Annotated in this window: 30 protein-coding genes; 18 read left to right on the top strand and 12 right to left on the bottom strand. The window is 69.7% G+C overall.

Annotated features, from left to right (window positions below):
- Positions 1-244 precede the first annotated feature (244 nt).
- The 6 genes from RAMLITH_RS02670 to adk all read left to right on the top strand — a co-directional run bounded on the left by RAMLITH_RS02670 (position 245) and on the right by adk (position 4010).
- Complete coding sequence (locus tag RAMLITH_RS02670) at positions 245-880, top strand: MotA/TolQ/ExbB proton channel family protein (RefSeq protein WP_168105774.1); 636 nt, start codon at positions 245-247, stop codon at positions 878-880.
- Positions 877-1305 (top strand): ExbD/TolR family protein, encoded by a 429-nt coding sequence (locus RAMLITH_RS02675; protein ID WP_168105775.1) that lies wholly within the window; start codon positions 877-879, stop codon positions 1303-1305. Before RAMLITH_RS02670 ends, RAMLITH_RS02675 begins: the two co-directional genes overlap by 4 nt.
- A 1-nt stretch (position 1306) precedes the next feature.
- A complete protein-coding gene (gene lpxK, locus RAMLITH_RS02680) occupies positions 1307-2299 on the top strand; it encodes a tetraacyldisaccharide 4'-kinase (RefSeq protein ID WP_168105776.1) in 993 nt (330 codons plus the stop codon).
- Positions 2280-2486, top strand: a complete 207-nt coding sequence (locus RAMLITH_RS02685) for a Trm112 family protein (protein WP_168105777.1) — start codon at positions 2280-2282, stop codon at positions 2484-2486. Before lpxK ends, RAMLITH_RS02685 begins: the two co-directional genes overlap by 20 nt.
- Entirely contained in the window at positions 2486-3250 is a 765-nt protein-coding gene (gene kdsB, locus RAMLITH_RS02690) for a 3-deoxy-manno-octulosonate cytidylyltransferase (RefSeq protein WP_168105778.1), read from the top strand. Before RAMLITH_RS02685 ends, kdsB begins: the two co-directional genes overlap by 1 nt.
- 103 nt (positions 3251-3353) lie before the next feature.
- Entirely contained in the window at positions 3354-4010 is a 657-nt protein-coding gene (adk, locus tag RAMLITH_RS02695) for an adenylate kinase (protein ID WP_168105779.1), read from the top strand.
- A gap of 19 nt (positions 4011-4029) precedes the next feature.
- Here the strand turns inward: adk and RAMLITH_RS02700 are convergent, their stop codons facing one another.
- A complete protein-coding gene (locus RAMLITH_RS02700; protein ID WP_168105780.1) occupies positions 4030-4962 on the bottom strand; it encodes an asparaginase domain-containing protein in 933 nt (310 codons plus the stop codon).
- A 63-nt stretch (positions 4963-5025) separates the two neighbouring features.
- On the opposite strand from RAMLITH_RS02700, the gene lexA reads away from it, so the two are divergent.
- Both lexA and RAMLITH_RS02710 read left to right on the top strand, forming a co-directional pair.
- The gene (lexA, locus tag RAMLITH_RS02705; protein ID WP_168105781.1) at positions 5026-5700 is read left to right on the top strand and encodes a transcriptional repressor LexA; all 675 of its coding nucleotides are present in this window, start codon (positions 5026-5028) and stop codon (positions 5698-5700) included.
- Between the two features lie 116 nt (positions 5701-5816).
- On the top strand, positions 5817-6128 hold the full coding sequence (locus RAMLITH_RS02710) for a hypothetical protein (RefSeq protein ID WP_168105782.1): 312 nt from the start codon (positions 5817-5819) through the stop codon (positions 6126-6128).
- A gap of 34 nt (positions 6129-6162) precedes the next feature.
- Here RAMLITH_RS02710 and RAMLITH_RS02715 read toward each other — a convergent pair whose 3' ends face one another.
- A complete protein-coding gene (locus tag RAMLITH_RS02715; protein ID WP_168105783.1) occupies positions 6163-6681 on the bottom strand; it encodes a DUF1993 domain-containing protein in 519 nt (172 codons plus the stop codon).
- Positions 6682-6788: 107 nt separating this feature from the next.
- Here RAMLITH_RS02715 and RAMLITH_RS02720 point away from each other — a divergent pair, with 107 nt between their 5' ends.
- The 7 genes from RAMLITH_RS02720 (at position 6789) to RAMLITH_RS02750 (ending at position 14659) form a co-directional block, all read left to right on the top strand.
- Positions 6789-7796 (top strand): D-2-hydroxyacid dehydrogenase family protein, encoded by a 1008-nt coding sequence (locus RAMLITH_RS02720; protein ID WP_168105784.1) that lies wholly within the window; start codon positions 6789-6791, stop codon positions 7794-7796.
- A 113-nt stretch (positions 7797-7909) separates the two neighbouring features.
- Positions 7910-9130, top strand: coding sequence for an MFS transporter (locus RAMLITH_RS02725; protein WP_238343979.1), 1221 nt, complete (start codon positions 7910-7912; stop codon positions 9128-9130).
- Between the two features lie 7 nt (positions 9131-9137).
- Entirely contained in the window at positions 9138-10658 is a 1521-nt protein-coding gene (locus RAMLITH_RS02730) for a 3-hydroxyacyl-CoA dehydrogenase (protein WP_168105785.1), read from the top strand.
- Positions 10659-10706: 48 nt separating this feature from the next.
- Positions 10707-11486, top strand: a complete 780-nt coding sequence (locus tag RAMLITH_RS02735) for an oxepin-CoA hydrolase, alternative type (RefSeq protein WP_168105786.1) — start codon at positions 10707-10709, stop codon at positions 11484-11486.
- Between the two features lie 84 nt (positions 11487-11570).
- Complete coding sequence (locus RAMLITH_RS02740) at positions 11571-12290, top strand: Crp/Fnr family transcriptional regulator (protein WP_168105787.1); 720 nt, start codon at positions 11571-11573, stop codon at positions 12288-12290.
- Positions 12291-12297: 7 nt separating this feature from the next.
- Positions 12298-13386 (top strand): phosphotransferase, encoded by a 1089-nt coding sequence (locus tag RAMLITH_RS02745; RefSeq protein WP_168105788.1) that lies wholly within the window; start codon positions 12298-12300, stop codon positions 13384-13386.
- 28 nt (positions 13387-13414) lie between these two features.
- Positions 13415-14659 (top strand): acyl-CoA dehydrogenase family protein, encoded by a 1245-nt coding sequence (locus tag RAMLITH_RS02750; protein ID WP_168105789.1) that lies wholly within the window; start codon positions 13415-13417, stop codon positions 14657-14659.
- Between the two features lie 33 nt (positions 14660-14692).
- On the opposite strand, the gene RAMLITH_RS02755 is transcribed toward RAMLITH_RS02750, so the two are convergent.
- Positions 14693-15397, bottom strand: a complete 705-nt coding sequence (locus tag RAMLITH_RS02755) for a hypothetical protein (RefSeq protein WP_238343980.1) — start codon at positions 15395-15397, stop codon at positions 14693-14695.
- 63 nt (positions 15398-15460) lie between these two features.
- On the opposite strand from RAMLITH_RS02755, the gene RAMLITH_RS02760 reads away from it, so the two are divergent.
- The gene (locus RAMLITH_RS02760; RefSeq protein WP_168105790.1) at positions 15461-16153 is read left to right on the top strand and encodes a glutathione binding-like protein; all 693 of its coding nucleotides are present in this window, start codon (positions 15461-15463) and stop codon (positions 16151-16153) included.
- A 3-nt stretch (positions 16154-16156) separates the two neighbouring features.
- Here the strand turns inward: RAMLITH_RS02760 and RAMLITH_RS02765 are convergent, their stop codons facing one another.
- The 9 genes from RAMLITH_RS02765 to RAMLITH_RS02800 form a co-directional block, all read right to left on the bottom strand.
- Positions 16157-17770 carry a class I adenylate-forming enzyme family protein gene (locus RAMLITH_RS02765; RefSeq protein ID WP_168105791.1) on the bottom strand — a complete coding sequence of 538 codons (1614 nt, stop codon included), beginning with the start codon at positions 17768-17770 and terminating at the stop codon, positions 16157-16159.
- A gap of 25 nt (positions 17771-17795) precedes the next feature.
- Positions 17796-18449 (bottom strand): ABC transporter ATP-binding protein, encoded by a 654-nt coding sequence (locus tag RAMLITH_RS02770; protein WP_168105792.1) that lies wholly within the window; start codon positions 18447-18449, stop codon positions 17796-17798.
- Entirely contained in the window at positions 18436-19212 is a 777-nt protein-coding gene (locus RAMLITH_RS02775) for an ABC transporter ATP-binding protein (protein ID WP_168105793.1), read from the bottom strand. The genes RAMLITH_RS02770 and RAMLITH_RS02775 overlap by 14 nt, the downstream gene beginning before the upstream one ends.
- The gene (locus RAMLITH_RS02780) at positions 19209-20195 is read right to left on the bottom strand and encodes a branched-chain amino acid ABC transporter permease (RefSeq protein WP_168105794.1); all 987 of its coding nucleotides are present in this window, start codon (positions 20193-20195) and stop codon (positions 19209-19211) included. The genes RAMLITH_RS02775 and RAMLITH_RS02780 overlap by 4 nt, the downstream gene beginning before the upstream one ends.
- A 2-nt stretch (positions 20196-20197) precedes the next feature.
- Positions 20198-21094 carry an ABC transporter permease subunit gene (locus RAMLITH_RS02785; RefSeq protein ID WP_168106427.1) on the bottom strand — a complete coding sequence of 299 codons (897 nt, stop codon included), beginning with the start codon at positions 21092-21094 and terminating at the stop codon, positions 20198-20200.
- Between the two features lie 94 nt (positions 21095-21188).
- Positions 21189-22517 (bottom strand): ABC transporter substrate-binding protein, encoded by a 1329-nt coding sequence (locus RAMLITH_RS02790; RefSeq protein ID WP_168105795.1) that lies wholly within the window; start codon positions 22515-22517, stop codon positions 21189-21191.
- A 182-nt stretch (positions 22518-22699) separates the two neighbouring features.
- The gene (locus RAMLITH_RS02795) at positions 22700-23542 is read right to left on the bottom strand and encodes a M10 family metallopeptidase C-terminal domain-containing protein (protein ID WP_238344025.1); all 843 of its coding nucleotides are present in this window, start codon (positions 23540-23542) and stop codon (positions 22700-22702) included.
- Positions 23473-24429 carry a matrixin family metalloprotease gene (locus RAMLITH_RS25635; RefSeq protein ID WP_238343981.1) on the bottom strand — a complete coding sequence of 319 codons (957 nt, stop codon included), beginning with the start codon at positions 24427-24429 and terminating at the stop codon, positions 23473-23475. The genes RAMLITH_RS02795 and RAMLITH_RS25635 overlap by 70 nt, the downstream gene beginning before the upstream one ends.
- A gap of 32 nt (positions 24430-24461) precedes the next feature.
- Complete coding sequence (locus RAMLITH_RS02800; protein WP_168105797.1) at positions 24462-25688, bottom strand: GGDEF domain-containing protein; 1227 nt, start codon at positions 25686-25688, stop codon at positions 24462-24464.
- Positions 25689-25934: 246 nt separating this feature from the next.
- Here RAMLITH_RS02800 and RAMLITH_RS02805 point away from each other — a divergent pair, with 246 nt between their 5' ends.
- Both RAMLITH_RS02805 and RAMLITH_RS02810 read left to right on the top strand, forming a co-directional pair.
- A complete protein-coding gene (locus tag RAMLITH_RS02805; protein WP_168105798.1) occupies positions 25935-26183 on the top strand; it encodes a hypothetical protein in 249 nt (82 codons plus the stop codon).
- 41 nt (positions 26184-26224) lie between these two features.
- On the top strand, positions 26225-26548 hold the full coding sequence (locus RAMLITH_RS02810) for a hypothetical protein (RefSeq protein ID WP_168105799.1): 324 nt from the start codon (positions 26225-26227) through the stop codon (positions 26546-26548).
- The last annotated feature ends 53 nt before the right edge of the window (positions 26549-26601 follow it).

The following is a 26601-nucleotide window of genomic DNA, read 5'->3' on the forward strand; positions in this document are numbered from 1 at the left end:
ACGGCGAAACCGCATTCCGTCGTGCAAGTACTTGATTTTGCTGGATGTTTTCATGCTCAATCGGTGATCGTTCTGATCAGCTGCAGGTTTGGCGCGCCTCGGCGGACCTTGCGGCCAGGCTTCTGCACAAAGTTATCCACAACTTCTGTGGGCGGCTTCCTACAGTTGAGCGCTTTTTCCTACAGGCGGCGCGGTACACGATAATCGCCGCTGCCGAGCACTTCCAGCGCGTGGAGACCGCCCCTTGTTTTCGATCATACAAGCCGCAGGCTGGCCGATCTGGCCGTTGATTGCCTGTTCCATCCTGGCCCTGGCGCTCGTGATCGAGCGCTTCCTCAGCCTGAAGGTGGCGAAGGTCGCGCCGCCGCGGCTGCTGGACGAGGCCATCGCGGCGTCGCGGCGGGCGGTGCCGGGTCCCGACGTGGTGACCCAGCTGGAGCAGAACTCGGCTTTGGGCGAGGTGCTGGCCAGCGGACTGCGGGCGCTCAACTCCGACCCGCGGTGCACCGAGCTCGACCTGCGCGCCCACGTCGAAAACACCGGTCGCGCGGTGGCGCACCGCCTGGAGCGCTACCTGAGCGCGCTGGCGACCATCGCATCGGCGGCGCCGCTGCTGGGGCTGCTGGGAACCGTGATCGGCATGATCGAGATCTTCGGCTCGCAGGCCCCGGGCACCGCGGGCGTGCCGGGGGGAAATCCGGCGCAGCTGGCGCACGGCATCTCGGTGGCCCTCTACAACACCGCCTTCGGACTGATCGTGGCGATCCCGTCCCTGATCTTCTGGCGCTACTTCCGGGTGCGGGTGGATGAATACCTGCTCACCCTCGAGCTGTCGGCCGAACGCTTCGTGCGCCACCTGATCGCGCTGCGCCAGTCATGAACTTCCGCCCGCGGCCCAAGGAAGAACCGGAGATCAACCTGATCCCGTTCATCGACGTGCTGCTCGTGATCCTGATCTTCCTGATGCTGACGACGACGTACAGCAAGTTCACCGAGCTGCAGCTGACGCTGCCGGTGGCGGACGCGCAGGCGCAGCGCGACTACCCGAAGGAAGTGATCGTCGCCGTCAGCAGCGACGGGCGCTATTCGGTGCAGGGCACCGCGCTGGGGGCGCGCAGCGTGGACGCCATCGCGCAGGCGCTCGCCGAGGCGGCCAAGGCCGGCAAGGACAGCGTGGTCATCATCACCGCCGACGCGGCGGCCCCCCACCAGTCCGTCATCAACGTGATGGAGGCGGCGCGGCGCTCCGGGCTGTCGCAGATCACCTTCGCCACGCAGTCCTCGGCGCAGGCCGGAAAGCGCTGACATGGCCGGCGCGTTGCAGCGCGCCTGGCTGCAGCGCGGGCCGCTCGCGTTGCTGCTGTGGCCCGTCTCGCTCGTATTCGGCGCGCTCGCCGCCGCGCGGCACCTGGCCTATCGCAGCGGGCTCCTGCGCAGCGAAGCCGTCGCGGTTCCGGTCGTCGTGGTCGGCAACGTGGTCGCCGGCGGGGCGGGCAAGACGCCGGTCGTGATCGCCCTCGTGCGCCACCTGCAGGCGCGCGGGCTCCAGCCGGGCGTGATCTCGCGCGGCCACGGGCGCCGGGGCCGCGATTGCCGCGAGGTCCACCCTGACGCCGATCCGGCCGAGACTGGCGACGAGCCGCTGCTGATCGCGCGCAGCACCCGCGCCCCGGTCTTCGTCGCGCCTTCGCGCATCGAAGCGGCGCGGGCGCTGCTGGCGGCGCATCCGGGCTGCCGTGTCATTGTCAGCGACGACGGCTTGCAGCACGCGCGCCTGCGCCGTGACGTCGAGATCTGCGTCTTCGACGACCGCGGCCCGGGCAACGGCTGGCTGCTGCCGGCCGGTCCGCTGCGGGAACCCTGGCCGCGCCCCGTCGACATGGTCGTGCGAACGGCCGGCGCCGCGGTGCCCGGGTTCGAGGTCCAGCGCCAGCTGGCGCCGGCGGCGCGCCGCAGCGACGGCGCCGAGCTGCCGCTGGCCGCCCTCGCCGGCCGTCCGCTCACCGCGCTGGCCGGCGTCGGCCGGCCCGAGGCGTTCTTCGCGATGCTGCGCTCGCGCGGCCTGCAGCTCGACCGCTGCCTGGCCCTGCCGGACCACGCCGCCCTGGACACGCTGCCGGCGGGCCTCGAGCGGCGCGAACTCGTGTGCACCGAGAAGGACGCCGTCAAGCTGTGGCGGCTGCGGCCGGACGCCTGGGCCGTGCCGCTGCTGGTCGAACTGGAGCCGGCGTTCTGGCCGGCGTTCGACCGCCTGCTGGACGCAAAGCTATCATTCCCCCATGGATCCGAAACTTCTTGAGCTGCTGGTGTGCCCGGTCACCAAGGGCCACCTGGACTACGACCGCGAGCGGCAGGAACTGGTGTCGCGCAGCGCGCGCCTGGCCTACCCGATCCGCGACGGCATTCCGGTCATGCTCGAGGAAGAAGCGCGCACCCTCGGCGACGAGGAGCTGGAGCGGCTGCCCAAACGCACACCGCTCGCCTGATGCGGTTCTGCGTCCTCATTCCGGCGCGGCTGGCGTCGACGCGGCTGCCCGGCAAGCCGCTGGCGGACATCGCCGGCCTGCCCATGGTCGTGCGCGTCGCGCGCCGAGCCGCGGAGTCGGCGGCCGAGCGGGTCGTGGTAGCGGCCGACAGCAATTCCATCGTCGACGCCTGCCGCGCCCACGGCGTCGAGGCCGTGCTGACGCGCTCCGACCATCCCACCGGCAGCGACCGCCTGGCGCAGGCCTGCGAGCTGCTGCGCCTCGCGGACGACGAAATCGTCGTCAACGTCCAGGGCGACGAGCCGCTGATCGATCCGGCGCTGGTCGATGCGGTGGCGCGGCTGCTCGAGCTGCGGTCCGAGGCGAGCATCAGCACAGCGGCGCATCCGATCACCGACGTCGCGGACTTCGCGAGCCCCAACGTGGTGAAGGTGGTGGTCGACGCGCAGGGCCTGGCCATGTACTTCAGCCGCGCGCCCATCCCGTGGTGGCGCGACGGATTCGCCAACGGCGTCCGGGCGCTGCCGCCCTCCCCCGCGTTGCGCCACGTCGGCATCTACGCCTACCGCGCGCGCTTCGTGCGGGCCTTCCCCCATCTCACGCCGGCGGCCATCGAGGTCACGGAGGCGCTGGAGCAATTGCGCGCCATGTGGCACGGGCACCGCATCGCCGTCCACGTCGCTGTGCGCGCGCCGGGTCCGGGCGTCGACACGCCGCAGGACCTGGAGCGAGTGCGGGCCCTGTTCGAGCAGCACGGCCGGTAAGGCGCGCGAGGCCCCGTGCTATCCTGTGCGCGATGCGCAGGGGGGCTGGCGCTCGCCGGCCCACGTGCCGAGAAAAAAAGCGAAGCAAACCTCAGAGGACACCATGAGACTCATCTTGCTGGGTGCGCCCGGCGCCGGCAAAGGCACGCAGGCCACCTTCATCTGCCAGAAGTACGGCATCCCCCAGATTTCCACCGGCGACATGCTGCGCGCCGCCGTCAAGGCCGGCACGCCGCTGGGGCTGGCCGCCAAGAAGGTCATGGATTCGGGCGCCCTGGTGAGCGACGACATCATCATCGGCCTCGTGCGCGAGCGGATCGCGCAGCCCGATTGCGCCCGCGGCTTCCTCTTCGACGGCTTCCCGCGCACGATTCCGCAGGCCGAGGCCATGCGCAACGCCGGCGTGCAGCTCGATTACGTGCTGGAGATCGACGTGCCCCCGTCGGCGATCATCGAGCGCATGAGCGGCCGCCGCTCGCATCCGGCCTCGGGCCGCACCTACCACGTCAAGTTCAACCCGCCGAAAACGCCGGGCGTCGACGACGTGACCGGCGAGCCGCTGGTGCAGCGCGAGGACGACAAGGAAGAAACCGTGATCAAGCGGCTGCAGGTCTACGCCGACCAGACCCGGCCGCTGGTGGACTACTACTCGGCCTGGGCCAAGAGCGATCCAGCCAACGCGCCCAGGTACCGCGCGATCAGCGGCACCGGCACGGTGGAGGAAATCACGGCGCGGGTCATGGAGGCGCTCGCCTCCTGACGGGCGCTTCGGCCGGGCTTCAGGCCAGCAGTTCGAGCAGCAGCGCGATCCTGGCCTTGACCGGCGACAGCCCGCCCGCGTGCGGCAGCCGGTCGTGCGGCGTGTCCTGCACCCGCCCTTGCGCGCAACGGCTCGCGCGCACCACCTTCACGCCACTCGCCTGTGCCCGCACCAGCGCGGCTTCCAGGTCGGCATGGACCGAACCGTTGCCGGTCGCGGCCACCACCAGGCCGTGGACGCCTTGCGCGGCGAGCGCGTCGACCAAGGTGCCATCGGCGCCCGCGTGGCTCATGACGATCTCGACCCGCGGCCACCTGGCGGCGCCGAGCACGCGCTCCAGCGAGCCGGCCGGCGCCGCGCCGGCGGGCCAGGGACGCACCAGCCGCACCGCACGCTCCTCCACGTAGCCGAGCGGACCGGCATCGCCGGACGTGAAGGCGTCCAGGCGGTACGTGTGCTGCTTGGCGACGTCCTGCGCCGCGTGCACGGCGCCGGCGCAGACGGCGACGACGCCGCAGGCGCCGGGCGTGAGCGCCACCGCGACCGCGTCGACCAGATTCTGCGGCCCGTCGGGCGCGATGGCGGTGGCCGGCCGCATGGCGCAGGTGACGGCCACCGGCTTCGCCGGTGCCAGCACCGACTGCAGGAAGAACGCGGTCTCCTCCAGCGTGTCGGTGCCATGGCCGATGACGATGCCGGCCACGTCCGGGCGCGCGAGCAGTTCGCTGCAGCGGCGGGCGAGCGCGCGCCAGACCGCGAAGCTCATGTCCTTGCTGTCGATCCGGGCGATCTCCTCGGATTCCAGTGGCAGGCCGCGCAGCGCCGGGACGGACGCCAGGACGGCCGCGATCGGCAGCTCGCCCGCCCGGTAGCCGAGGTTGTCCGCCGGATCGGCGGCCGTCCCGGCCAAGGTGCCACCGGTGCCGAGAACGACGATTTTTCGCTGAGTCACTTGCACACTTTCGAAAACTGTTCAAAAATACAGGTACTGGATATCAACCCAGTGGAGGCTCGCATGCTCGACACGCCAAAGCTCACCGCCCGCCAGCAGCAGATTCTGGACCTCATTCAGAGCGCCATCGCGCGCACCGGCGCGCCGCCGACCCGTGCCGAAATCGCCGCGGAACTGGGGTTCAAGTCCGCCAACGCGGCCGAGGAGCACCTGCAGGCCCTCGCCCGCAAGGGCGTGATCGAGCTGGTGAGCGGCACCTCGCGCGGCATCCGGCTGCGCGGCGATGCGCTGCGCTCCATCAACGAGTCGCGCAACCGCCAGTTCTCGCTGCCGCTGCAGAACCTCGCGCAGCTCGCCCTGCCGCTGATCGGGCGGGTGGCGGCCGGCTCCCCGATCCTGGCGCAGGAACACGTGGACCAGACCTATTACGTCGAGAGCAGCCTGTTCCAGCGCCGCCCCGACTACCTGCTGAAGGTGCGCGGGATGTCGATGCGCGACGCCGGCATCATGGACGGCGACCTGCTCGCCGTGCAGGCCACCAGGGAAGCCAAGAACGGCCAGATCATCGTGGCGCGGCTGGGCGACGACGTCACCGTCAAGCGCTTCCGCCGCAACAAGCACCTGATCGAACTGCACGCCGAGAACCCCGACTACCCGACCATCATCGTCGAGCCCGGCGAGCCGTTCGAGATCGAGGGCCTCGCCGTCGGCCTGATCCGCAACACCATGCTCATGTAGCAGCCAACACGCGCCGCGCAGGTGGCGGGCGTATGGCCTCGGGCCATCACCCTGCGCGGCCGCTGTCCTCGTCGAATCTCGCCTGTGTCAAACCTCTGAAATCCAAGGAGATTCGCATGGGAACCCCTCTTTTCGCCGCCGCCGTCCTGTTTGCGCCCCTGCAGCGGCTCGCCCGCTGGATGGTCCGGCCTGCCGCCCCCGCTCCCGTCCGCTGCCAGGCGCCAGCCGCGCACGTGGTTCGCACGAGGCCGGCCGTGCACCGGGCTGCGCCCGGCCACGCGCCGCGAACGGCGCGCCTGCGCGTGGTGCGGGTGTTCGAAGGGCCGCAGGCGGCCGCAGGCGCCGGCCGGATGGTGATCTCCGGCCGCATGGCCGATGTGTGCGCCGAGCTCGAACGCCTGGCCGCGCTGGAGACGGCCGCCGGTTGAAAAGTGGCCGGCGGGCGGCGCCGGCGCCCGGCGCTCAGGAGGCGGTGCCGCCCAGCAGATAGTCCGACTTGCCCAATTCCACGCCGTTGTGGCGCAGGATCGCGTAGGCCATCGTGATATGGAAGAAGAAGTTCGGCAGCGCCCACTGCTTCAGGTAGGCCTCGGCCTTCATGGTGCGGGTCTTGTCGCGGCCGGCCGGGAACGTGATCTCCTTGTCCTCCGTGCCATCGAGGGCGCTTGCCGGGACCGTCGCGAGGTAATCCAGCGTCTTGCGGATGCGCTGCTGCAGCTCGGGGAAGCTCGCCTCGTTGTCCTCGAAGCGCGGCGCCTCCACGCCGGAGATCCGCGCGACGCCGTTCTTGGCCGCATCGCAGGCGATCAGGATCTGCCGCGTGAACGGCAGCATGTCTGGCGCCAGCCGGTACTGCAGCAGCACCGTGGGGTCGAACTTCTTCGCCTCCGCATGGGCCGCCGCCCTGGACAGGATATGCGCCAGGTTGCCGAGCATGGACTGGAACACCGGCAGGCTCGCGGCGGACATCGACATCGTCATGGAGAACTCCTCTGGTAACCGAACGAAAGCGCGGATCGTAGCCGCGCCGCGCCGCGCGCGCCGCCCGTGCCCCGGGAAACGTGCACCGCCAAGGCACAATCAAGGGCATGAACATCGTGATCCTCGACGATTACCAGGATGCGGTGCGCAAGCTCAAGTGCGCCGCCAAGCTCGAAGCGTATCCGGCCAAGGTCTACACCAACACCGTCAAGGGCATCGGCCAGCTGTCGGTGCGGCTGCGCGACGCCGACGTCATCGTCCTGATCCGTGAACGCACCCACATCACGCGCCAGCTCCTCGAAAAACTGCCGCGCCTGCGGCTGATCGCCCAGACCGGCCGGGTCGGCGCCCATGTCGACGTGCAGGCCTGCACCGAGCGCGGCATCGCGGTGGCCGAAGGCGTCGGCTCGCCGGTGGCGGCCGCGGAGCTGACGTGGGCCCTGATCATGGCGGCCATGCGGCGGCTGCCCCAGTACATCAGCACGCTCAAGCACGGCGGCTGGCAGCAGTCGGGGATGAAGTCCGCGTCGATGCCGCCGAACTTCGGGCTGGGCATGGTGCTGCGCGGCCGCACGCTGGGCGTGTGGGGCTACGGCAAGATCGGCCAGCTGGTGGCCGGATACGGCAAGGCGTTCGGCATGCAGGTGCTGGTGTGGGGCAGCCAGTCGTCGCGCGAGAAGGCGCTGGCCGACGGCATGCAGGTGGTGAACGGCCCCGAAGACCTGTTCGTCGACAGCGACGTGCTGTCGCTGCACCTGCGCCTGTCGGACGAGACCACCGGCATCGTCCGGCTGGAGGACCTGAGCCGCATGAAGCCGACGTCGCTGCTGGTCAACACGTCGCGTGCCGAGCTGATCGAGCACGACGCGCTGATCGCGGCGCTGAACCGCGGCCGCCCCGGCATGGCGGCGGTCGACGTCTTCGAGAGCGAGCCGATCCTGCAGGGCCACGCGCTGCTGCGGCTGGAGAACTGCATCTGCACGCCGCACATCGGCTACGTGGAACTGGACAACTACGAGATGTATTTCGGCGCCGCGTTCGACAACGTGGTGAATTTCCTCAAGGGCACGCCGACCAACATCGTGAATCCCGCGGCGCTGCAGGTGCGGCGCTAGGCCGTTCCCCGTCTCGGCCGCGACACGCGCGGGCGCTGCGGCAGGGCTGACACGGATGCGGCGCGGCCCGTACCGGTGCGACACTGGCGCTCCCGTCTTCCGCCCGCATCGACTTGCCGCTCGCCCCCACGACCTCCTCGGAGACCGCCCGGCCGCCCCCGCTGCCGCCGGTGCTGTGGGCCCTGCTCTTCGGCAACTTCGTGATCGCCACCGGCGTGATGATCGTGGGTGGCGTGCTGAGCGAGATCGCCGTGGGCCTGCGCATTCCGGTGCCGACCGCGGGCCAGCTGATCGCGGCCGGCGCGCTCCTCATGTGCGTCAGCGCGCCGCTGCTGGCGGCGGTGGTCGCCGGGTGGGACCGCCGGCGCCTGCTGGCGCTGTCGCTGGTCTGGTACGGCGTGCTGCACCTGGCTTGCAGCCTGGCGCCGAGCTTCGCGGCGCTGCTGCCCTTGCGCGTGCTGGCGATGATCGCGCCCGCCGTCTTCACGCCGCAAGCCGCGGCCTGCATCGGGCTGCTGGTGCCGGCCGAGCAGCGCGGGCGCGGGATCACCTTCGTCTTTCTCGGCTGGTCGATCGCCTCGGTGCTCGGGATGCCGCTGGGCGCGTTCGTCGGCGGTACCTTCGGCTGGGCGAGCGCGTTCGTCCTGGTCGGCGTTTTGAGCCTGGCCGGCGCAGCCTGGGTCTGGCGCGCCATGCCCGACGGCGTCAGGCCACCCGCGCTCTCGCGCGCCGCCTGGTCGGCGACGCTCGGCTCGGCGCCGCTGATGATGTCCGTGGGCGTCACCGTCCTGTATGCGGCCGGCCAGTTCGTGCTGTCCTCGTACCTGGCCCCGTACTTCCGGCAGAAGCTCGGCGTCACCGCGGGCGAGCTGGGCCTGATCCTGGCCTGGTTCGGCGCCTTCGGCTTTCTCGGCAACATGCTGATGTCGCGGCACGTCGACCGCATCGGCGCCGACCGCGCCGTGCTGCTCGGCATCGCTTCGATGGCGGTGAGCTTCGCCGTTTGGCCATTGGGCACCAGCATCGTGCTGGCCGCCATCGTCATCGTTCCCTGGGCGCTGGGCTGCTTCGCGACCAATTCGGCCCAGCAGGCGCGGCTGGTCGGCATCGCGCCCGGACTCGCCGCCGGCTCCATCGCCCTCAACAGCTCCGCGATGTACGCCGGCCAGGCGATGGGTGCGGCCGGCGGCGGCTGGCTGATCGTGAACACCGGGAACATGGACACGCTGCACTGGGTCGGCTTCGCCACCTTGCTGCTGGCGGCCGCTGGCAGCGCGTGGGCATCGCGGCTGCAGGAGGCCAGCGCGCGGGCAGGGACGGCGGCTCCGGGATAATCCGCGCATGAGTCTTCCCTTCGACACCGTGGGCGTCGCCGGCGCCGGGGCCATGGGCCGCGGCATTGCCCAGATGTGCGTGCAGGCCGGCAGCACCGTGAAGCTGTACGACACGCAGGCGGCCGCCGCGAGCCGTGCGCGCGACGAGATCTGCAGCCAGTGGGACCGCATGGTCGACAAGGGCCGCCTGGACGCAGCAGCAGCGGCCGCGAACAAGGAGCGACTGCAGCTGGTCGACGGGCTGGCCGGCTTTGCCGGCTGCGGCCTCGTGATCGAGGCCATCGTCGAGCGGCTCGACGTCAAGAAGACGTTCTTCGCCGAGGTGGAGCGCATCGTCCAGCCGCAGGCCGTGCTGGCCACCAATACCTCGTCGCTGTCGGTGACGGCGATTGCCGCCGGACTGCAGCGGCCGCAGCAGGTTGCGGGCTACCACTTCTTCAACCCGGTGCCGCTGATGAAGGTGGTGGAGGTCGTGGCCGGCCTCAAGACCGATCCGGCCGTCGCCGACGCCCTCATGCGCTACACGCGGGCGATGGGGCACACGCCGGTCCGGGCGCAGGACACGCCGGGCTTCATCGTCAACCACGCCGGCCGGGCCTACGGCACCGAGGCGCTGCGGATCGTGGGCGAAGGGGTCGCCGATTTCGCGACCGTGGACCGCATCCTGAAGGACCAGGTCGGCTTCAAGCTGGGCCCGTTCGAGCTGCTGGACCTCACCGGGCTGGACGTCTCGCATCCGGTGATGGAGTCGATCTACCACCAGTACTTCGAGGAGCCGCGCTACCGCCCCAGCGTCATCGCGGCCCAGCGCGCCGCCGGCGGCGTCATCGGGCGCAAGGCGGGCGAAGGGTTCTACCGCTACGTGGATGGCAAGGCGCAGGTGCCGGCGGAGGCGCCGGTGCCCACCGTGGCCGAACTGCCGCCGGTGTGGGTCTCGACGCGCGCGGCGCGCCGCTCCGAGCTGTACCAGCTGCTCAAGGACCTCGGCGCGAAGATCGAGACCGGCCAGTCGCCTTCGCTGCAGGCGCTGACCCTGGTCGCCCCGCTCGGCTTCGACGTGACGACGGTGGCCGTGGTGGAACGGCTGGACCCGGCGCGGACCATCGGCATCGACATGCTGGTGGAGGACAGTGCGACGAAACGCCGCGTGCTCGCCACCAATCCGGCCACCCGCAGCGACATGCGCGATGCGGCGCACGCACTGTTCGCGCGCGACGGCAAGGCGGTGAGCGTGATCCGCGATTCGGGCGGCTTCGTGACGCAGCGCGTGGTCGCGGCGATCGTGAACATCGCCGCCGACATCTGCCAGCAGCGCATCTGCAGCCCGAAGGACCTGGAGACGGCCGTGACGCTGGGGCTCGGTTACCCGCTCGGCCCGCTGGCGATGGGCGACCGCTGGGGCCCGGCCAACGTGCTGGAAGTACTGTTCAACCTGCAGACCGTCTACGGCGACCCGCGTTACCGTCCCAGCCCGTGGCTGCGCCGGCGCGGCGCGATCGGCCTGTCGCTGCTGCACGAGGAATCCTGAACCCCAACGAGAGGACGAGGCCGGCCCGAGCCGCCTCGTGACGCCGCCATGCCCGCAGAACTCAAGAGCACGACCCACGGCCGCACCATGGTGCTGACCCTGAGCAACCCGGAACACCGCAACGCGATGGGCCCGGAGGTCTACGCCGCCGGCGTGGAAGCCCTCAACGCGGCCGACCGCAGCGCCGAAGTGCGCAGTGTCGTGATCACCGGCGAAGGGCCATGGTTTTCGGCCGGCGGCAACCTGCAGCGGCTGCTGGCCAACCGGCAGCGCCCGCCCGAGGTGCAGGCCCAGAGCATCGAGGCGATGCACAGCTGGGTCGAGGCGATCCGCACCTTTCCCAAGCCGGTGATTGCCGCGGTCGAGGGCGCCGCCGCCGGCGCCGGCTTCTCGCTCGCGCTCGCCTGCGACCTCATCGTGGCGGCCGAGGACGCGGTGTTCGCGATGGCGTACAGCAGCGTGGGACTGTCGCCGGACGGCGGCGCCACCTGGAGCCTCGCGCACGCCGTGCCGCGGCAACTGGCAACCGAACTGCTGATGGCCGGAGAGCGCCTGCCGGCCCGGCGCCTGCACGAGCTGGGCGTCGTGAACCGCGTGGTGCCGCACGGCGGTGCGCTCGCGGCTGCCCTGGAGATCGCCGGCAAGCTCAACGAGCGAGCGCCCAACGTGCTGGCCAGCATCAAGGAACTCATCAACGATGCGCCGGCGGCCACGCTGACGCGCCAGCTCGCGAGCGAACGCGACCAGTTCGTGCGCAACCTGCACCACCCCAACGGCGGCATCGGCATCGAAGCCTTCCTCGCCAGGCAGCCGCCGCGCTACGAGTAGCACGCCCCCCGGGGCCAACCCGATTGAGCACGGCCGTCGCTCACGCGACAATGGCGGCGCGCGCAGTCACTGAAACGACAGATCATGGATGACCCGATTCTTACCATCGACGAACGCGAGGCGATCAACTCCGGTCGCTGGTTTTCGTCACTGTCCCCTTCCCTGCGCCACGACATCCTCCGATGTGCCTACGTCAAACGTTACAAGGACGGCGACCTGATCGCCGCCCGCGGCGATCCGCCGGAGGAGTGGATCGCCTGCGCCAGGGGCGCGGTGCGCGTGAGCTCGACGTCGATCACCGGCAAGCAGGTGACGCTCACGTATGTGGAGCCGGGCATCTGGTTCGGCGACGTGGCGATCTTCGACGGGGACCGGCGCACGCACGATGCGTATGCCCATGGCGACACCACCATGTTGTGCGTGGCGCGCGGCGACCTGCGCAAGATCCTCGGCCAGCACGTGGAACTGTACGAAGCGCTGTTGCGGCTGCACGCGCGGCGCATCCGCCAATTGTTCGGCCTGGTGGAGGACCTCAACACCTTGCCGCTGCGCTCGCGGCTGGCCAAGCAGCTGACTCACCTGGTCCGCAGCTACGGCGTGCCGTCACTGCAGGACGGCCAGGAAGTGCGCATCGGCCTGCAGCTGGCGCAGGAAGAACTGGCCCAGCTGCTGGGCGCGTCGCGGCAGCGCGTCAACCAGGAACTCAAGGCGATGGAGCGGGACAACGTGATCCGCATCGAGCCGGGTGGGCTGGTGGTGCGCAACCGCGAAGCACTGATGCGCATCATCGAGACCGACAACTGACCGCGGCATGAGCAGTTCCTTCGACCACTTCGTGGGTACCAAACCGGTGGCCGGGGCCCATGCCTTCGACACGGCCGCCCTCGCCGGCTGGCTGTCGCGTCACCTGGAAGGCTTCGCCGGGCCGCTGTCGGTCGAGATGTTCAAGGGCGGCCAGTCCAACCCGACCTACAAGCTGGTGACGCCGCAGCGTCACTACGTCATGCGCGCCAAGCCCGGGCCGGTCGCGAAGCTGCTGCCGTCTGCGCATGCCATCGAGCGCGAATTCGCGGTGATGAGCGGCCTCGCCGGCACCGGCGTGCCGGTCCCGCGCATGTACTGCCTGTGCGACGACGAGGCCGTCATCGGCCGCGCCTTCTACGTCATGGAGTACATGGACGGCCGAGTGCTGTGGGACCAGGCGCTGCCCGGCATGACGGCGACCCAGCGCGGCGAGATCTACGACGAGATGAACCGCGTCATCGCGGCGCTGCACACCGTCAGGTTCGCCGAGCGCGGGCTTGCGAACTACGGCAAGCCGGGCAACTACCTGGAGCGCCAGATCGGCCGCTGGAGCCGCCAGTACCAGGCCTCCATCACCGATCCGATCCCGGAGATGGACCGCCTGATCGAGTGGCTCCCGGTGCACATCCCGCCGGCCGCGCGCGACGACAGCCTCGTGTCGGTCGTGCATGGCGACTATCGCCTCGACAACCTGATGTTCCATGCCACCGAGCCGCGCATCATCGCCGTGCTGGACTGGGAACTCTCTACGCTGGGCCATCCGCTGGCGGACTTCAGCTACCACTGCATGTCGTGGAACATCCCGCACGGATCGTTCCGCGGCATCGGCGGCCTGGACCTGGGGGCGCTGGGCATCCCGGCCCAGGACGAGTACATCCGCCGCTACTGCGAGCGCACCGGCCTCACGACGGTGGCGGCGCTCAAGGCCGACTGGAACTTCTACATGGCCTACAACATGTTCCGCATCGCCGCGATCCTGCAGGGGATCGCCAGGCGCGTGGTGGACGGTACCGCCGCCAGCGCCGATGCGGTCAGCTCGGGCGCCAGCGCGCGGCCGATGGCCGAACTGGCCTGGCAATTCGCGCAACGCGCCTGACCTCTTTCGTTGACACCAAGGACAAGCAATGGAATTCGAGTACTCCGCCAAGACCCGCGAACTTCAGGCCAGGCTGCTGAAGTTCATGGACGACCACATCTACCCGAACGAGCCGGTGGTCGCCCAGCAGCTGCAGGCGAATACCGAAGCCGGCAAGCGCTGGACGCCGATCCCGGTCATCGAGGAACTCAAGCGCAAGGCGCGGCCGGCCGGCCTGTGGAACCTGTTCCTGCCGGTCGACAGCGCGAAGCACTCCGGCTACGAAGGCGCAGGCCTCACCAACCTCGAGTACGCGCCGCTGGCCGAGATCATGGGCCGCGTGCCATGGGCCAGCGAGGTCTTCAACTGCTCGGCCCCCGACACCGGCAACATGGAGACGATCGCCCGCTACGGTTCCGATGAGATCAAGGCGCGCTGGCTCAAGCCCCTGCTCGAAGGCGAGATCCGCTCGGCCTTCGCCATGACCGAGCCTGAAGTGGCCTCGTCGGACGCCACCAACATCTGCACCAGCATCAAGCGCGACGGCGACCATTACGTGATCAATGGCCACAAGTGGTGGACCTCGGGCGCGGCCGATCCGCGCTGCGCCGTCTTCATCACCATGGGCAAGACGGACCCGGACGCGCCCAAGCACTCGCAGCAGAGCATGATCATCGTTCCCGCCGACACGCCCGGCCTGCGCATCGTGCGCCCGCTGACGGTGTTCGGCTACGACGACGCGCCGCACGGCCACGCCGAGATGTACTTCGAGAACGTGCGCGTGCCGGCCGACAACATCCTGCTCGGCGAAGGCCGCGGCTTCGAGATCGCGCAGGGCCGCCTCGGCCCCGGACGCATCCACCACTGCATGCGCCTGATCGGCGTGGCCGAGCGCGCGCTGGAGCTGATGTGCCGCCGTTCGCTGTCGCGCGTCGCGTTCGGCAAGCCGGTCGCGCTGCAGGGCGTGACGCAGGAGCGCATCGCCGAAGCCCGCTGCAAGATCGACATGGCGCGCCTGCTGACGCTGCGCGCCGCGTGGCTGATGGACACGGCGGGCAACAAGGTCGCCAAGACCGACATCGCCATGATCAAGGTGGTGGCGCCGAACATGGCCTGCCAGGTGATCGACTGGGCGATGCAGGCCCACGGCGGCGGCGGCGTCAGCGGCGACTTTCCGCTGGCCAACGCCTACGCCCACGCCCGCACGCTGCGTTTCGCCGACGGCCCGGACGAGGTGCACCGCGCCGCCATCGCGAAGTGGGAGCTGGGCAAGTACGGGATGCCGGCGCGCTGAGGGGCGCGGCCGACGGGCCGCAATCGCCGCGGCCTATTCGAGCGCGACGTCGACCGGCGTGCGCAGCGCGGACTCGCAGGCGCTGGTGAAGACCAGCGCGGCGTGCTGCAGCGTGGGCAGGTTCGCCGGCCGGTATTCCATCCGCAGGTAGGCGCGGCCGCGCAGCAGCAGCAGCGTGAACGGCACTTGCGACGACGGGCCGGGCGCCGGCCAGTCCAGCAATTGCCGCGCGAGCGCCGCGTTGACCCACGCCAGCGCCGTTTCGCGCCGTTCGGCCACGACCGCGTAACGGTCCCAGAAGGCGGCCGGCGGCCCTTCCCAGGCGAACTCGTCGAACATCGCGAGCCAGCGCACTTCCTGCGGGAGGCTGCCGTCGATCCCGGTCCGCACCTGGTCGGTCGACTGTTCGAAGGCCTTGCTTTCCAGGGCTTCCTTGAGCGAACGGTTCATCACCATCGCGGCCACGTCTTCCGGCAGCGCGAGATCGGCCCGGGCCCGCAGTTCCTCGCCCACTACGTAGTCGCGCGTGGGCTTGCCGCGTTCCAGGCGCCAGCGCCGGCCCAACACCTCGCCTTCCAGCCTGGCGCCGCCGGCGCCATCGGCCGCGAACGACATCCCGTGCGTAGACGCCCACTCCGACACCGGCGCGTCGGCCGCCTCGGATGCGCGCGCGCGGGCCGCGCGGGCCGCCGCCGACGGCGCGGTCCTGGCCAAGGCCTTCCTGATCCGGTCGAACATGGCGTCCTCCGTGCCTGGCAAAAGTGGCATTATTGATTCAAACAACGACGAGGACACCATCCGATGATCGACGTCTTTTCCTGGCCCACGCCCAACGGACACAAGGTCCACATCATGCTGGAGGAATGCGGGCTCGCGTACCGCGCGATCCCCGTCAACATCGGCGCCGGCGACCAGTTCAGGCCGGAGTTCCTGGCAATCAGCCCCAACAACAAGATCCCGGCGATCACCGATCCCGACGGACCCGGCGGCCGGCCGATCTCGCTGTTCGAATCAGGTGCCATCCTGGTCTATCTCGCGGGCAAGACCGGCCGCTTCCTGCCGGCCGGCGACCGCGAGAAGTACGAGGTGCTGCAATGGCTGATGTTCCAGATGGGCGGGGTCGGGCCGATGCTGGGGCAGGCGCACCACTTCCGGATCTATGCACCGGAGAAGATCGAATACGCGATCAACCGCTACACCAACGAGGCGAAACGGCTGTACGGCGTGATCGACAAGCGCCTGTCGCAAAGCCCGTGGCTGGGCGGGCGCGAGTACTCGATCGCCGACATCGCCACCTTCCCCTGGCTGCGCAGCTGGGAGAACCAGGGCATCGTGCTGGCGGACTATCCGCACCTGAAGGCCTGGTTCGAGCGGATCGCCGAGCGCCCCGCCGTGCAGCGCGGGGTCAAGGTGATGGCCGAACTGCGCAAGCCGATCCGCGACGAGAAGGAAAAGGAGATCCTGTTCGGCAAGGCGCAGTACGAGCGCCGCTGAGGATCAGCCCTGGGTGGCCAGCGCGTCGCGCAGCACCCGCTTCATCAGCTTGCCGTTCGCGTTGCGCGGCAGCGGCGTGTCCGACCAGGTGAACGTCTCCGGCACCTTGTAGTCCGCGAGCTGCGCGGCGCAATGCGCGCGCAGCGCGCCCTCGTCCGGCGCCACGCCTGGAGCGTGCAGCACCGCGTGCACCCGCTCGCCGAGCACCGGGCACGGGCGGGCGATCACCGCCGCCTCCAGCACGCCGGGCCACGACATCAGCACGTTCTCGACTTCGATCGAGAAGATCTTGTAGCCGCCGCGGTTGATCATGTCCTTCTTGCGGTCGCCCACGTGGACATAGCCGCCCGCGTCGATCCAGCCGAGGTCGCCCGAGTGCCAGTAGCCGGCCGTGAACGACGCCGCGGTGGCCTGCGGGTTGTCCCAGTAACCGGGCACGACCATCGGCCCGGCGATCCACAGCTCCCCCGTTTCGCCGCGCGGGAGCTCGACGCCCTGCTCGTCCATGACCAGCACGTCGGCCGCGGGCAGGACGACGCCGACACTGGCCAGATGGGCCGCGGTGTCGCCCATCGGCATCATGGTGGTGGGCGACGTGGTCTCGGTCGCGCCGTAGGCGTTCAGCAGCGTCAGGCCCGGCACGCGACGCGCGATCTCCTCGATGCTGGCGAGCGGCATCGGCGCGCCGCCGTAGCCGCCGATGCGCCACTGCGGCAGCCGCGCGTCGGCGAACGCAGGATGGCGCAGGCACAGGTTGTACATGGCCGGCACCATCAACGTGTGGGTGATCCGCTCGCGCTGGAGCAGCGCGATGAAGCTCTCGGCCTTGAACTCCGCAACGACGACGGTGGCGCCGCCCGCTCGCCACATGCTCGCGATGACGGCGATCAGCCCCGTCACGTGGCTGGCCGGCACGGCCAGGGCCGAGCGATCGGCAGCCCCCAGCTTCATGCACGCCTCGAAATGCATCGCCGAATGCACGATGTTCAGGTGCGTGAGCATCGCGCCTTTGGGGTTGCCGGTCGTGCCGGACGTGTAGAGGATCACCGCGACGTCGGTCTCGGCGCCCTGGTGCGGCGGACTGACCTCGTCGGCCGCGCCCGGGAGCTCGTCCCATGCCAGCCAGCCGGCAGTGGGCACGGCTCCGATGCTGACCCGCAGCCTCAGCGCCGGCGCTTCGGCGGCCTCGGGCACGCGATCGGCCAGCGCCGCGTCGGCGACGATTCCTGCCGCGCCGCATTGGCGCGCGATGTGCGCGAGCCCCGGCCGCTGCTCCCTGGTGCCGACCGGGACGGCGATCGCGCCCAGGCGCTGCAGCGCCAGCAGCGTGAACAGGAACTCGGCGCGGTTGCCGATGAACATGACGACGCGGTCGCCGGCCCCGATGCCGCGGGCGGACAGTCCCACGGCCAGCCGCGCTGCCACGCCCTCGCACTGCGCATAGGTCCAGCGCCGGTCGCCGCAGACGACGGCTTCGGCATCGGGCGCCCTCGCCGCGGAGGCCTCGAACATGGCGTGGAAGCTGGGCGGCCGGCCAGCGAAGCAGCGCACGATGCGGTCACCGAACAGCGCTTCGCGCCGCATCGTCGGTACCGGGTATTCCTGCCAGTGGTTCATCGGCGGCTCCTGCGGAAACAGGACACTACGCCGGCGCGCGCTCGACGTTGGCGCCGCGCTCGATCACGAACTCGGCGTCCACCAGCTTGCGCGAGTGATTCAGGTCGCTCTGCGCGATCAGCACCGACACGTCGCTGCCCTTGAGGGCCGCGATGACCTCGGCCAGGCGCCGCGAGAGCGCCGGCGCGACGCCCTCGAACGGCTCGTCCAGCAGCAGCAGCCGCGTGCCGGCCGCCATGGCGCGTGCCAGCGCCACCATCTTCTGCTGGCCACCCGACAGCAGCAAGGCGCGGCGCGAACGCATGTCGGCCAGTTCCGGCAGCACCTGGTAGACCAGCGCGAGCCGTTCCGACTCGCGCAGCTTCCTGTTCACCCAGACCGGCACCAGGATGTTCTCTTCCACCGTGAGCTCCGGCACCAGGCCGCGGTCCTCGGGCATGAAGCCGATGCCCAGGGCCGCGCGCGCATGGCTGGGCAGGCTGCCGAGGTCCTGGCCGTCGAAGGTGATGCGTCCCTGGCTCGCCGGCAGGTGACCCATGATGGTGCGCAGCAACGTGGTCTTGCCCGCCCCGTTGCGGCCGACCAGCCCGGTCATCGAGCCGCTCTGGACCGACAGCGACAGGCCGCGCAGCACGGCGACCGACTGGATCGCCACGTGCAGGCCTTCAACCTTGAGCATCGGCCACCTCCTCGCGCAGCAGCTCGCCGGTGACGTAGCGGCGCACGTCGTCGGCCCGCAGGGCGGCCGCGGGCACGTCGTCGGCGATCACCCGGCCGCTGTAGAAGGCGATCACCCGGCTGGCGTGCCGTTCCACGATGTCCATGTCGTGCTCGACGAACACCACCGTGGTGCCGCGCTCCTGGCCCAGCACGCCCATGATCGTGTCCATCATCGGAAACTTTTCCTCGGCCGAGACGCCGCTGGTGGGCTCGTCGAGCAGCAGCAGCTTGGGCTGGCCGGTCAGGGCCATCGCGATGTCGAGCAGCTTTCGCACGCCGCCGGGCAGTTCGGCAACGCGGCGCTGCTGGTGTTCGAGCAGGCCGAAGCGATCGAGCAGCCCGCGGGCGCGGTCAATCGCCGCGGGCCGGCGCGCCCGCTGCCAGAAGCTGAGCCGCCGGTCGTGGCAGGCATTGGCGACCAGCATGTTGTCCAGCGCCGTCAGGTCGCCATAGAGCTGCGGGATCTGGAACGAGCGGGCCACGCCGAGCTGGCTGATGGCGCGAGGATGCAGCGCCGCGATGTCGGTGCCGTCCAGCACGATGCGGCCCGTGTCCGGCTTGACGTAGCCGGTGATCATGTTGACGAAGGTGGTCTTGCCGGCGCCGTTGCTGCCGATCAGGCTGACCCGTTCCCCCGGCTCGACCCGGATGTTGATGTCCGAGGCGGCTACCACCGCGCCGAAGCGCCGGCCCACGCCCTGGGCGTCGAGGATCGGCGTCATCGCGTGCGCTCCCTGGTCCACAGCGAGCCGATGCCCCCGGGCAGGAAGCGGATCACGAACAGCAGGAACAGGCCCAGCGCCAGCTGCCAGGTGTTGGGAAAGTAGGAGCTCGAGAACGAGCGAACCACTTCCAGCACCGTGCTGGCCACGAACACGGCGGCGATGCTGTGCCAGCCGGCCAGGATGGCGACGAACACGAACTCGCCCGAGGTGGTCCAGTAGCTGAAGTTCGGGTCGATGTGGCCCAGCGCCAGCACCGCCAGCGCGCCGCCCACGCCGCCGCTGAATGCCGCCAGCACGAAGTTGATCGCCATCGCCTGCCGGACCGAGCCGCCGAGGTACTCGACCCGCAGCTCGTTCTCGCGCACGGCCAGCGTGATCAGCCCGCGCGTGCTGTCGAAATAGACGCGAGCCAGCAGCGCCATCACGGTGGCGAGCAGCACCGTCAGCACGTAGATGATGTAGCCGACCCGCGCGTCCGGCAGCGCCTGGCCGAACAGCGTCGGGCGGCCGATGTTGAAGCCGTCGGAGCCGCCCAGCACGTCCAGCTTCATCAGCAGGCCATACGTCACCATCGACAGTGCCAGCGTCAGCATCGCGAAGAAGATGCCGCGGTAGCGCGACAGCAGCGGCGCGAAGGGCGCGGCGACCAGCGTCGCGAGCACGCCGCCCGACACCGCGAGCACCAGCGCGTCCGTCACGCCGAGCTTGTTGAAGGCCAGCGCGGCCGTGTAGCCGCCCACCGCGAACACCATGCCCTGGCCGAACGGCACCACCCCGCCGCGCATCAGCACCACGATGCCCAGCGACACCAGGCCGTTGGCGGCGGCCATGGTGATCAGGAAGGTGAGCCACTTGGGCATGAACAGCCCGCCCACTGACAGCGCGACAGCGCAGGCGGCGCCCAGCGCCAGCACGCGGCCGACCGAGGGACCGCGGGCCGCGGCGGCGACTGGCAGCGACGATGCCGGGACTGCGGACATGCTCAGATCTTCCGCGCCTGGGTGCGCTGGAACAGGCCCTCGGGCCTGAACATCAGCACGATGGCCATCACGATGTAGATGGAAAACAGCTCGGCCACCGGCGCCGTGTGCACCGCCAGCGAACGGGCCAGGCCCACGATGAGGGCACCGACGGCGGCGCCTGGAATGCTGCCGAGGCCGCCGATGATCACCACCGCGAACGAGACGATGATCACGCCGACCGATACGCCCGGCTGCACCGAGATCATCGGGGCGGTGAAGGCGCCGCCGATCGCGGCCAGGAAGATGCCGATCGAGAATGCCAGCATGTACACGCGCGACACGTTGACGCCCATGCTGGAAGCCACCTCGGCGCTGTGGATCACGGCCAGCACGATCTTGCCCTGGCGGGTGCGGTTCAGCCCCCACCACACCAGCAAGCCGACGGCGACGGCCAGGCCCACCAGCACGAAGTCGTAGCCGACGTAGGTCTGCTGGCCCAGGTGCACGTTGCCGAACAGGCCGTAGGGCTCGGAGACGTAGTACGGATTGGCGCCCCAGACCAGCTTGGTGACGTCTTCCATGATCAGGAACATGGCGTAGGTCACCAGCACCAGCAGCACCTCGTCGCGCCCATAGAAGAACCGCAGCAGCGCCCGCTCGGTGAGCGGCGCCACCACGGCGGCGACGGCCACCGCGGCCAGCAGCATGGCCACGATCGAAAAGGCCGGCGCCCATTTCATCGCCGCCGCCCAGCCGACGAAGCTGGCGGCGGCGTACGCGCCCAGCGCGTAGAAGCTGCCGTGGGCGATGTTGAGGATCTTGAGGACGCCGAAGACCAGCGTCAGGCCCAGGGACACGATGAACAGCCAGGACGCATAGGTCAGGCCGTCGACGAGGATGGTGATCAGCTCGTTGATAAGGGGCTCCCTTGGGGTGCTTCGTCAGCTTCGGCGCCGCCCTGGCGGGCGCAGCGGCGCCCGGCCCCGCCTGGCGGCGCCGCTCTCGCAGCGATCAGGGGCAGCCCTTCGCTCCCGGGAAGCCGGCCTTGATCCACTCTTCCGACTTCATGTTCGGCGGCGGATTCACGCAGTCGGCCGGGAACCGCACGATGTCGTCCAGCATGACCATCTTCCTGGCCGCGTCGTACCTGGTCTTGCCGATGGCCGTGTCCTGCACCGCCTGGTGGCCGTTGCCCAGGGCCATGCGGATGCGCCCGGCCGGCGAGTCCCACTCCGACCCGCGCAGCGCCGCGGCGAGCTGCTCCGGCGTCGGCTTCTTGCCGCCGTTGGCGGCCATCGCCTTTTCGACGGCCAGCTTCAGGCCCAGCAGCGACTGCACCATGCGATACGGTGCCTGCACCGGATAGACGTTGTAGGCCTTGCTGTAGAGGTCCCACCACCAGTCGTTGAGCGGCGACTTCGGCGACATCAGTCCGTAGGCGCCGCGCGCACCGAGGATGGTGCCGTCGGGCATCTTGTCGCCCAGTCCCGGCAGCACGTGGTCGCCGGCGGACAGCACGACCTGGGTGCGCTTGAACAGGCCGCGCGGGCCGGCCTGCAGGATGAAGGCCTGCAGGTCGCCGCCCCACAGGCTGCTGTGGGTGACGTCGGCGCCCTTGGACATCAGCGCCGAGATCTCGGTGCCGTACTGGCCGGCGCCGAACTTGGGCAGCAGGTCCTCGCCGGCCCTGGCGCCCGGGAACAGCTTTTCCATCGACCCCATGAAGTCCTTGCGCGAATCCTGGCCCCAGGCGTAGTCCTGGTTGATCATGTTGAAGGACGCGGCCTTCACGTTCTTGGCCTTGAGGTAGCGCGCCAGCGCCACGTTGTCCATGGCGGCGTGCGAGGCGGTGCGGAACACGTAGTTGAGCTTGTTGTCCTCGAAGATCCGCGGCGTGCCGCAGTCGTACAGGACCAGGAACTTCTTCATCTCCTCGGCCACCGGCGCGACCGCCAGGCAGTCGCCCGAGCCCACGTAGCCGACCACCGCGTCGACCTTGTCGCGGTCGTACAGGTTGCGCAGTTCCTGCACCTGCTTGGTGGCGCCGCCGTTCTCGTCGACATAGATCGGCTCGATCTTCATGCCGCCGAAGCCGACCTTGTTGTATGGCGCCGGCGCGCTGCCCTTGTTGAAGGCGTCGATCACCACCTTGGCGCCGTTGACGGCCGGAATGCCGAAGCTCTCGGCCGCCTGGCCCGAGAGAAAACTGACGATGCCGACCTTGAACGTTTCCTGCGCCTGGGCCGCGCCGGCCACGCACAGCGCGGCGGCCGCCGCCAGCGCCGTTCGGCTGCGCACCGACTGCCAGGCCGAAGAGAAACGGGGGGATCGTGCTGCCATGTCTTGTCTCCTGTGCGCCGCGAGGCGCGGTATCGAGCCGCGAACAGCCGGGTTGGCATGCGATCTTGTTCGTTCGGGCGCCGGCTTGGAATGCGCGGAAACCCGGGGCGGGCTCGTCCCTTGCGCGACAGTGCTTGCCGTACTGCGGACTGCCGCTCGCCGAGTTGCGGCGCGCGACCGACTCAGGCGTACGCGAGGCCGGCCTGGGCCAGGCCCGTGAACTGGATGTTGGCCAGGTTGTACGCCGTCTCGGACGCCAGCACGCCCAGGCTGGCGGCGGTGGCCGCGCCTGACTGCAGCATCGACAGGTAGGGTGCCGCCTCGGCAGCGGTCGGTGCATGGCCGATCACGTTCGTATAGAGCAGGTCGACCACGGCCTCGTGGCTGGCCGCGCCCGATCCCAGCCGGACATCGATCGCGAACTGCACCAGCTGCGACGCGCTCAGGCCCAGGTCGGCGTAGCTCAATCCGATGGCCACGTACAGCGGGTCCTTCACGGCATCCTTGCCGAATACCGCTCCCAGGGTCCGGGCGACCGTCCCGGCGTTGGCAGCCAGGTCGAGCGCCAGGCCGGCGTCGCCGAAGCGGATCCGCTCCACGCCGCCGAGGGTGTCGGCTCCCTGCGAGCCCGAGCGGTCAGTGACCGTGAAGCCGCTCGCGCTCGCCGCGACCGTGAATCCGGCGCGAGCGCCGGAGTACGCGGCGATGTCGATCCCGCCGCCGCCGTCCAGCCTGTCGTTGCCGCCGCCGCCCTGCAATCGATTGGCCGCGTCGTTGCCGACCAGGTGGTCATCGCCGGCGCCGCCGATCGCGTTCTCGATCACGGCGCCGTAGGCGATGGCGAGGTTGTTGGTTCCGTCGTAGGTCGCTGCCGGCGGAGGCGACGACCAGTTGAAGCCGGCGCCAGAGTCCGAAGGAATCGAGATGCTCGAAAAGCTGCCAGCGCGCAGGTCGATCACGCTGCCGCGCGTGAAGTTGTCGATGGAGATCGTGTCGCTGCCGCCGGCGTCCCAGAGCGTGCGCATGAACGGCACCGACGGATCGAACGTGTAGACGTCGTCGCCGGTGCGGTACGACATGTTGGCGCCATAGAGGTATTGCGCCGCGGCGATGTCCAGCAGCATCGGCGTGTCGGGCTGCACGTGGAACGAGTCCCAGCGGATCGAGTTCCCTCGTGCGTCACCCGCACGAACAGGCTGTTCGGCCCTTCCGTATAGGACATCACCGAGTACTGCGTGCTGTCCAAAGCCGCGGGAAGCCTGCTGGCATCCTCGAACGGATGCTTCAGGCCGACGGCATGGCCGATCTCGTGCAGCAGGCTGCTGAAGTTGCCCGAGCCGGCCGCCCAACCCTGGTCCGCATCGGTGCCGGACCCCAAGGTGCTGATCCACACATCGCCAGCGGCCGGCCACCAGGCGTTCGGATAGGTCGCCCATCCCCACACCCCGGCGCCGATGCCGCCGTCGGACGAAGCGGAAGTCCAGGCAAAGCGGACGTCACCCACGTTGGTGGCGGTGTCGGCCACCTCCTGGAACGTCAGGTTGGCGACCGCCGACCACTGCGCGAGCGCGCCGCGCGCGCCCGCCTGCTGCTCCAGGTTCAGGCCGTAGCGCGTGGCGGCCGTGTTCTCGCCCAGGTCGGAATACGGCGCGCCGTTGTAGCCGGCGAACGTCGCCGCAGCGCCGTTGATCCACGGGAAGCTGTAAGTCAGCGCCGCGCCCGTGCTTGCCGGCCCCGCGTCCCACTTCACTCCCGCCAGGAGGGCATTGACGTTCGGGTCCAGGGATGCCGGGACGTTCTGGTAGGTGGCGCTGGACGTAGTCGGAGACGGCATGTGAAAGGGTGAGGTGCGGGGGCCGGCGGCGCCGGCGCGAAGTGCGCAGCTTACCGCCGAGCCGGCGCGCCGGTCCATGCGAGTGGCATCGGTGCAACGTCCTCCAGGCGTCAGCGCGCCGAGTCCAGCACCGGCAGTTCGGCGATCGAATCCGACCCCTGGTCCAGCCAGGCGACGCGGCTGTCGAAGCTCCACGCGGTGCGCGACATGTCCCGCACCTTGGAGACCATGGCCGACGGCTGCGAGCGGGCGCTGGTGGCCAGCAGCCCCACCCCGACCTGCGCGGCCCATTCCGTCCCCTCGTCGCCGGGCGCTTCGGCGGAAGGCGTGGTGTGCAGCGTCACGGGCCGGGTCAGTTGCTTCGCGAGCCGCCGCCCGAGCTGCATCAGCCGCTCGGCGTCGCGGGCGTTGCGCGACACTAGGAGGAAGGCGTCGTCGGCCAGGCGGCCCATGTCCATGTCGGCCGGCGCGCAGCGGCGCAGCCGGCTGGCGCACACGAACAGGGCGTGGTTCAGCGCCGCGCGGCCGTGCAGGTTCTCGAGCGCATACAGGTTGCCGATCGAGACGGCGATGAGCACGACCGGACGATCCGGTTCGCGATGCCGCCCGAACGCCTGCACGGCCATCTGCGCGACGGCGTGGCTGGAGCGCATGCGCGTGATCGGGTCGTAGCGTGGCCCCTGGGCCAGCACTTCGCGCATCTCGATCAGGAAGGAATATCGCAGCCACAGCATCGCGCCGACGGCCGTGAGGAAGCCGATCCCGGCCACCGCGCTGATGGCGTGCACCGGCCAGGGCACGCCGGCGCGGTCAAGGGCGATCAGCGTCGCGCCGGCGACCAGGGTCAGGGCGAACACGAGCGACGAGGCCGCGATCCACGCCACGTCGTCGCCGCGCAAGGCGCTGCGGACGCTGACGACCAGGGAGACCAGGGCGACGCCGGCGGCGATCAGGCTGGCGAGCGTCACGGCCTGGCGCGGACTCACCAGCCAGCTCAGCGAAACGGCGGCTGCCGTCACCAGCGCCGTGGCACGCAGGACGATGGCGCGGGTGGCGCGCTCGCGCAGCAAGCCCAGGTCGACCAGCAGCAGCAGGCCCAGCATGATCGCGGTGACGATGCCGGCCACCGAGACGAGCCGCAGCTGCTCGAACCGGTCGCTGCCCGGCAGCCACCCCAGATAGCTCACGACGAACAGCGCCGTCAGCAGCGCCGTCACTACCGACTGCAGCGCGACCCGGTGATGCGACTGCGCGAACACGGCAAGCCCGCCCACGACCAGCAGCACGACGGCCGCGAAGAAGCCGCCCCACACGAAACTGATCGCATCCAGCTGCATGGCCGCACCTTACCGGCGCAACTCAAGCGTGGCAATGGAAACGGACATGAGGCGGCTCGGAGGTGATGCGCGGCGACATCGAGGAGCTCGCTTGCCGCCTTGTTGATCGCTACGTATACTTTACGGCTCATTGAAGCCCGGTTATCGCATACCTTTTTCTACCGTTCAACATGGAACAGCGGCCCACGCCGCCCACGCCGCCCACGCCGCCCACTGCTGTGCGGCCTCGCATGGGTGGCGGCCACGATGGCGGCCTGGGTACTGGTGGTCGCAGCGAGCGGCTTGGCCGGTGCCGCTTCGCATCCGTCGTATTGGCGGCGGGTGACGACGTTCGGTGCCGTTGTTGGACTCGCCGCCTTTCTCAACGGTTTCGCGCTGGGCCCAGAGCGATCGCTAAGACAGCTGGACGAAGAAGCGCCGTTCCGTTGGCGCAACGTTCTTGTCGCCATGGTGATCGTGCTGCTTGGCAGATACCTCCTCAGGATGATGGACTAGATCGACTGCACAAGTGCGTTCAACATGCGAGGAGACGAGAGATGGTTCATCCACCCACACCACCGTCGCTGGCTTCACGTATCGTCTGCGCTTTTGCGTGCGCCGGCACGATTGCCCTTCTCGCTGCGGTCGCGCCCATCGCATCTGTGCTGGCCGGCGCGGATCTATCGCCACAGACGCTTCGCCGGTTGTTCACCGTCACCGGCTTCTTTTGCCTGCTTGCCGCAGGTGCGGGATTCTGGCTCGGTCCCTCGCGGGTCCTCCATCATCTCGAAAATGAGTCGCAGGGCAGACTGTGGGTAAGCATTCTCATGGCCCTCGGCGTGACGGCCCTGGTTCGGCTCCTTTGGCGATTCGCCGGCTGACCACTGGTAAAGGCTAGCCACCTGAAGTGCCGAAGTGGCGATACGTACTCACC

This window comes from Ramlibacter lithotrophicus (assembly GCF_012184415.1).
Classification (GTDB): domain Bacteria; phylum Pseudomonadota; class Gammaproteobacteria; order Burkholderiales; family Burkholderiaceae_C; genus Ramlibacter; species Ramlibacter lithotrophicus.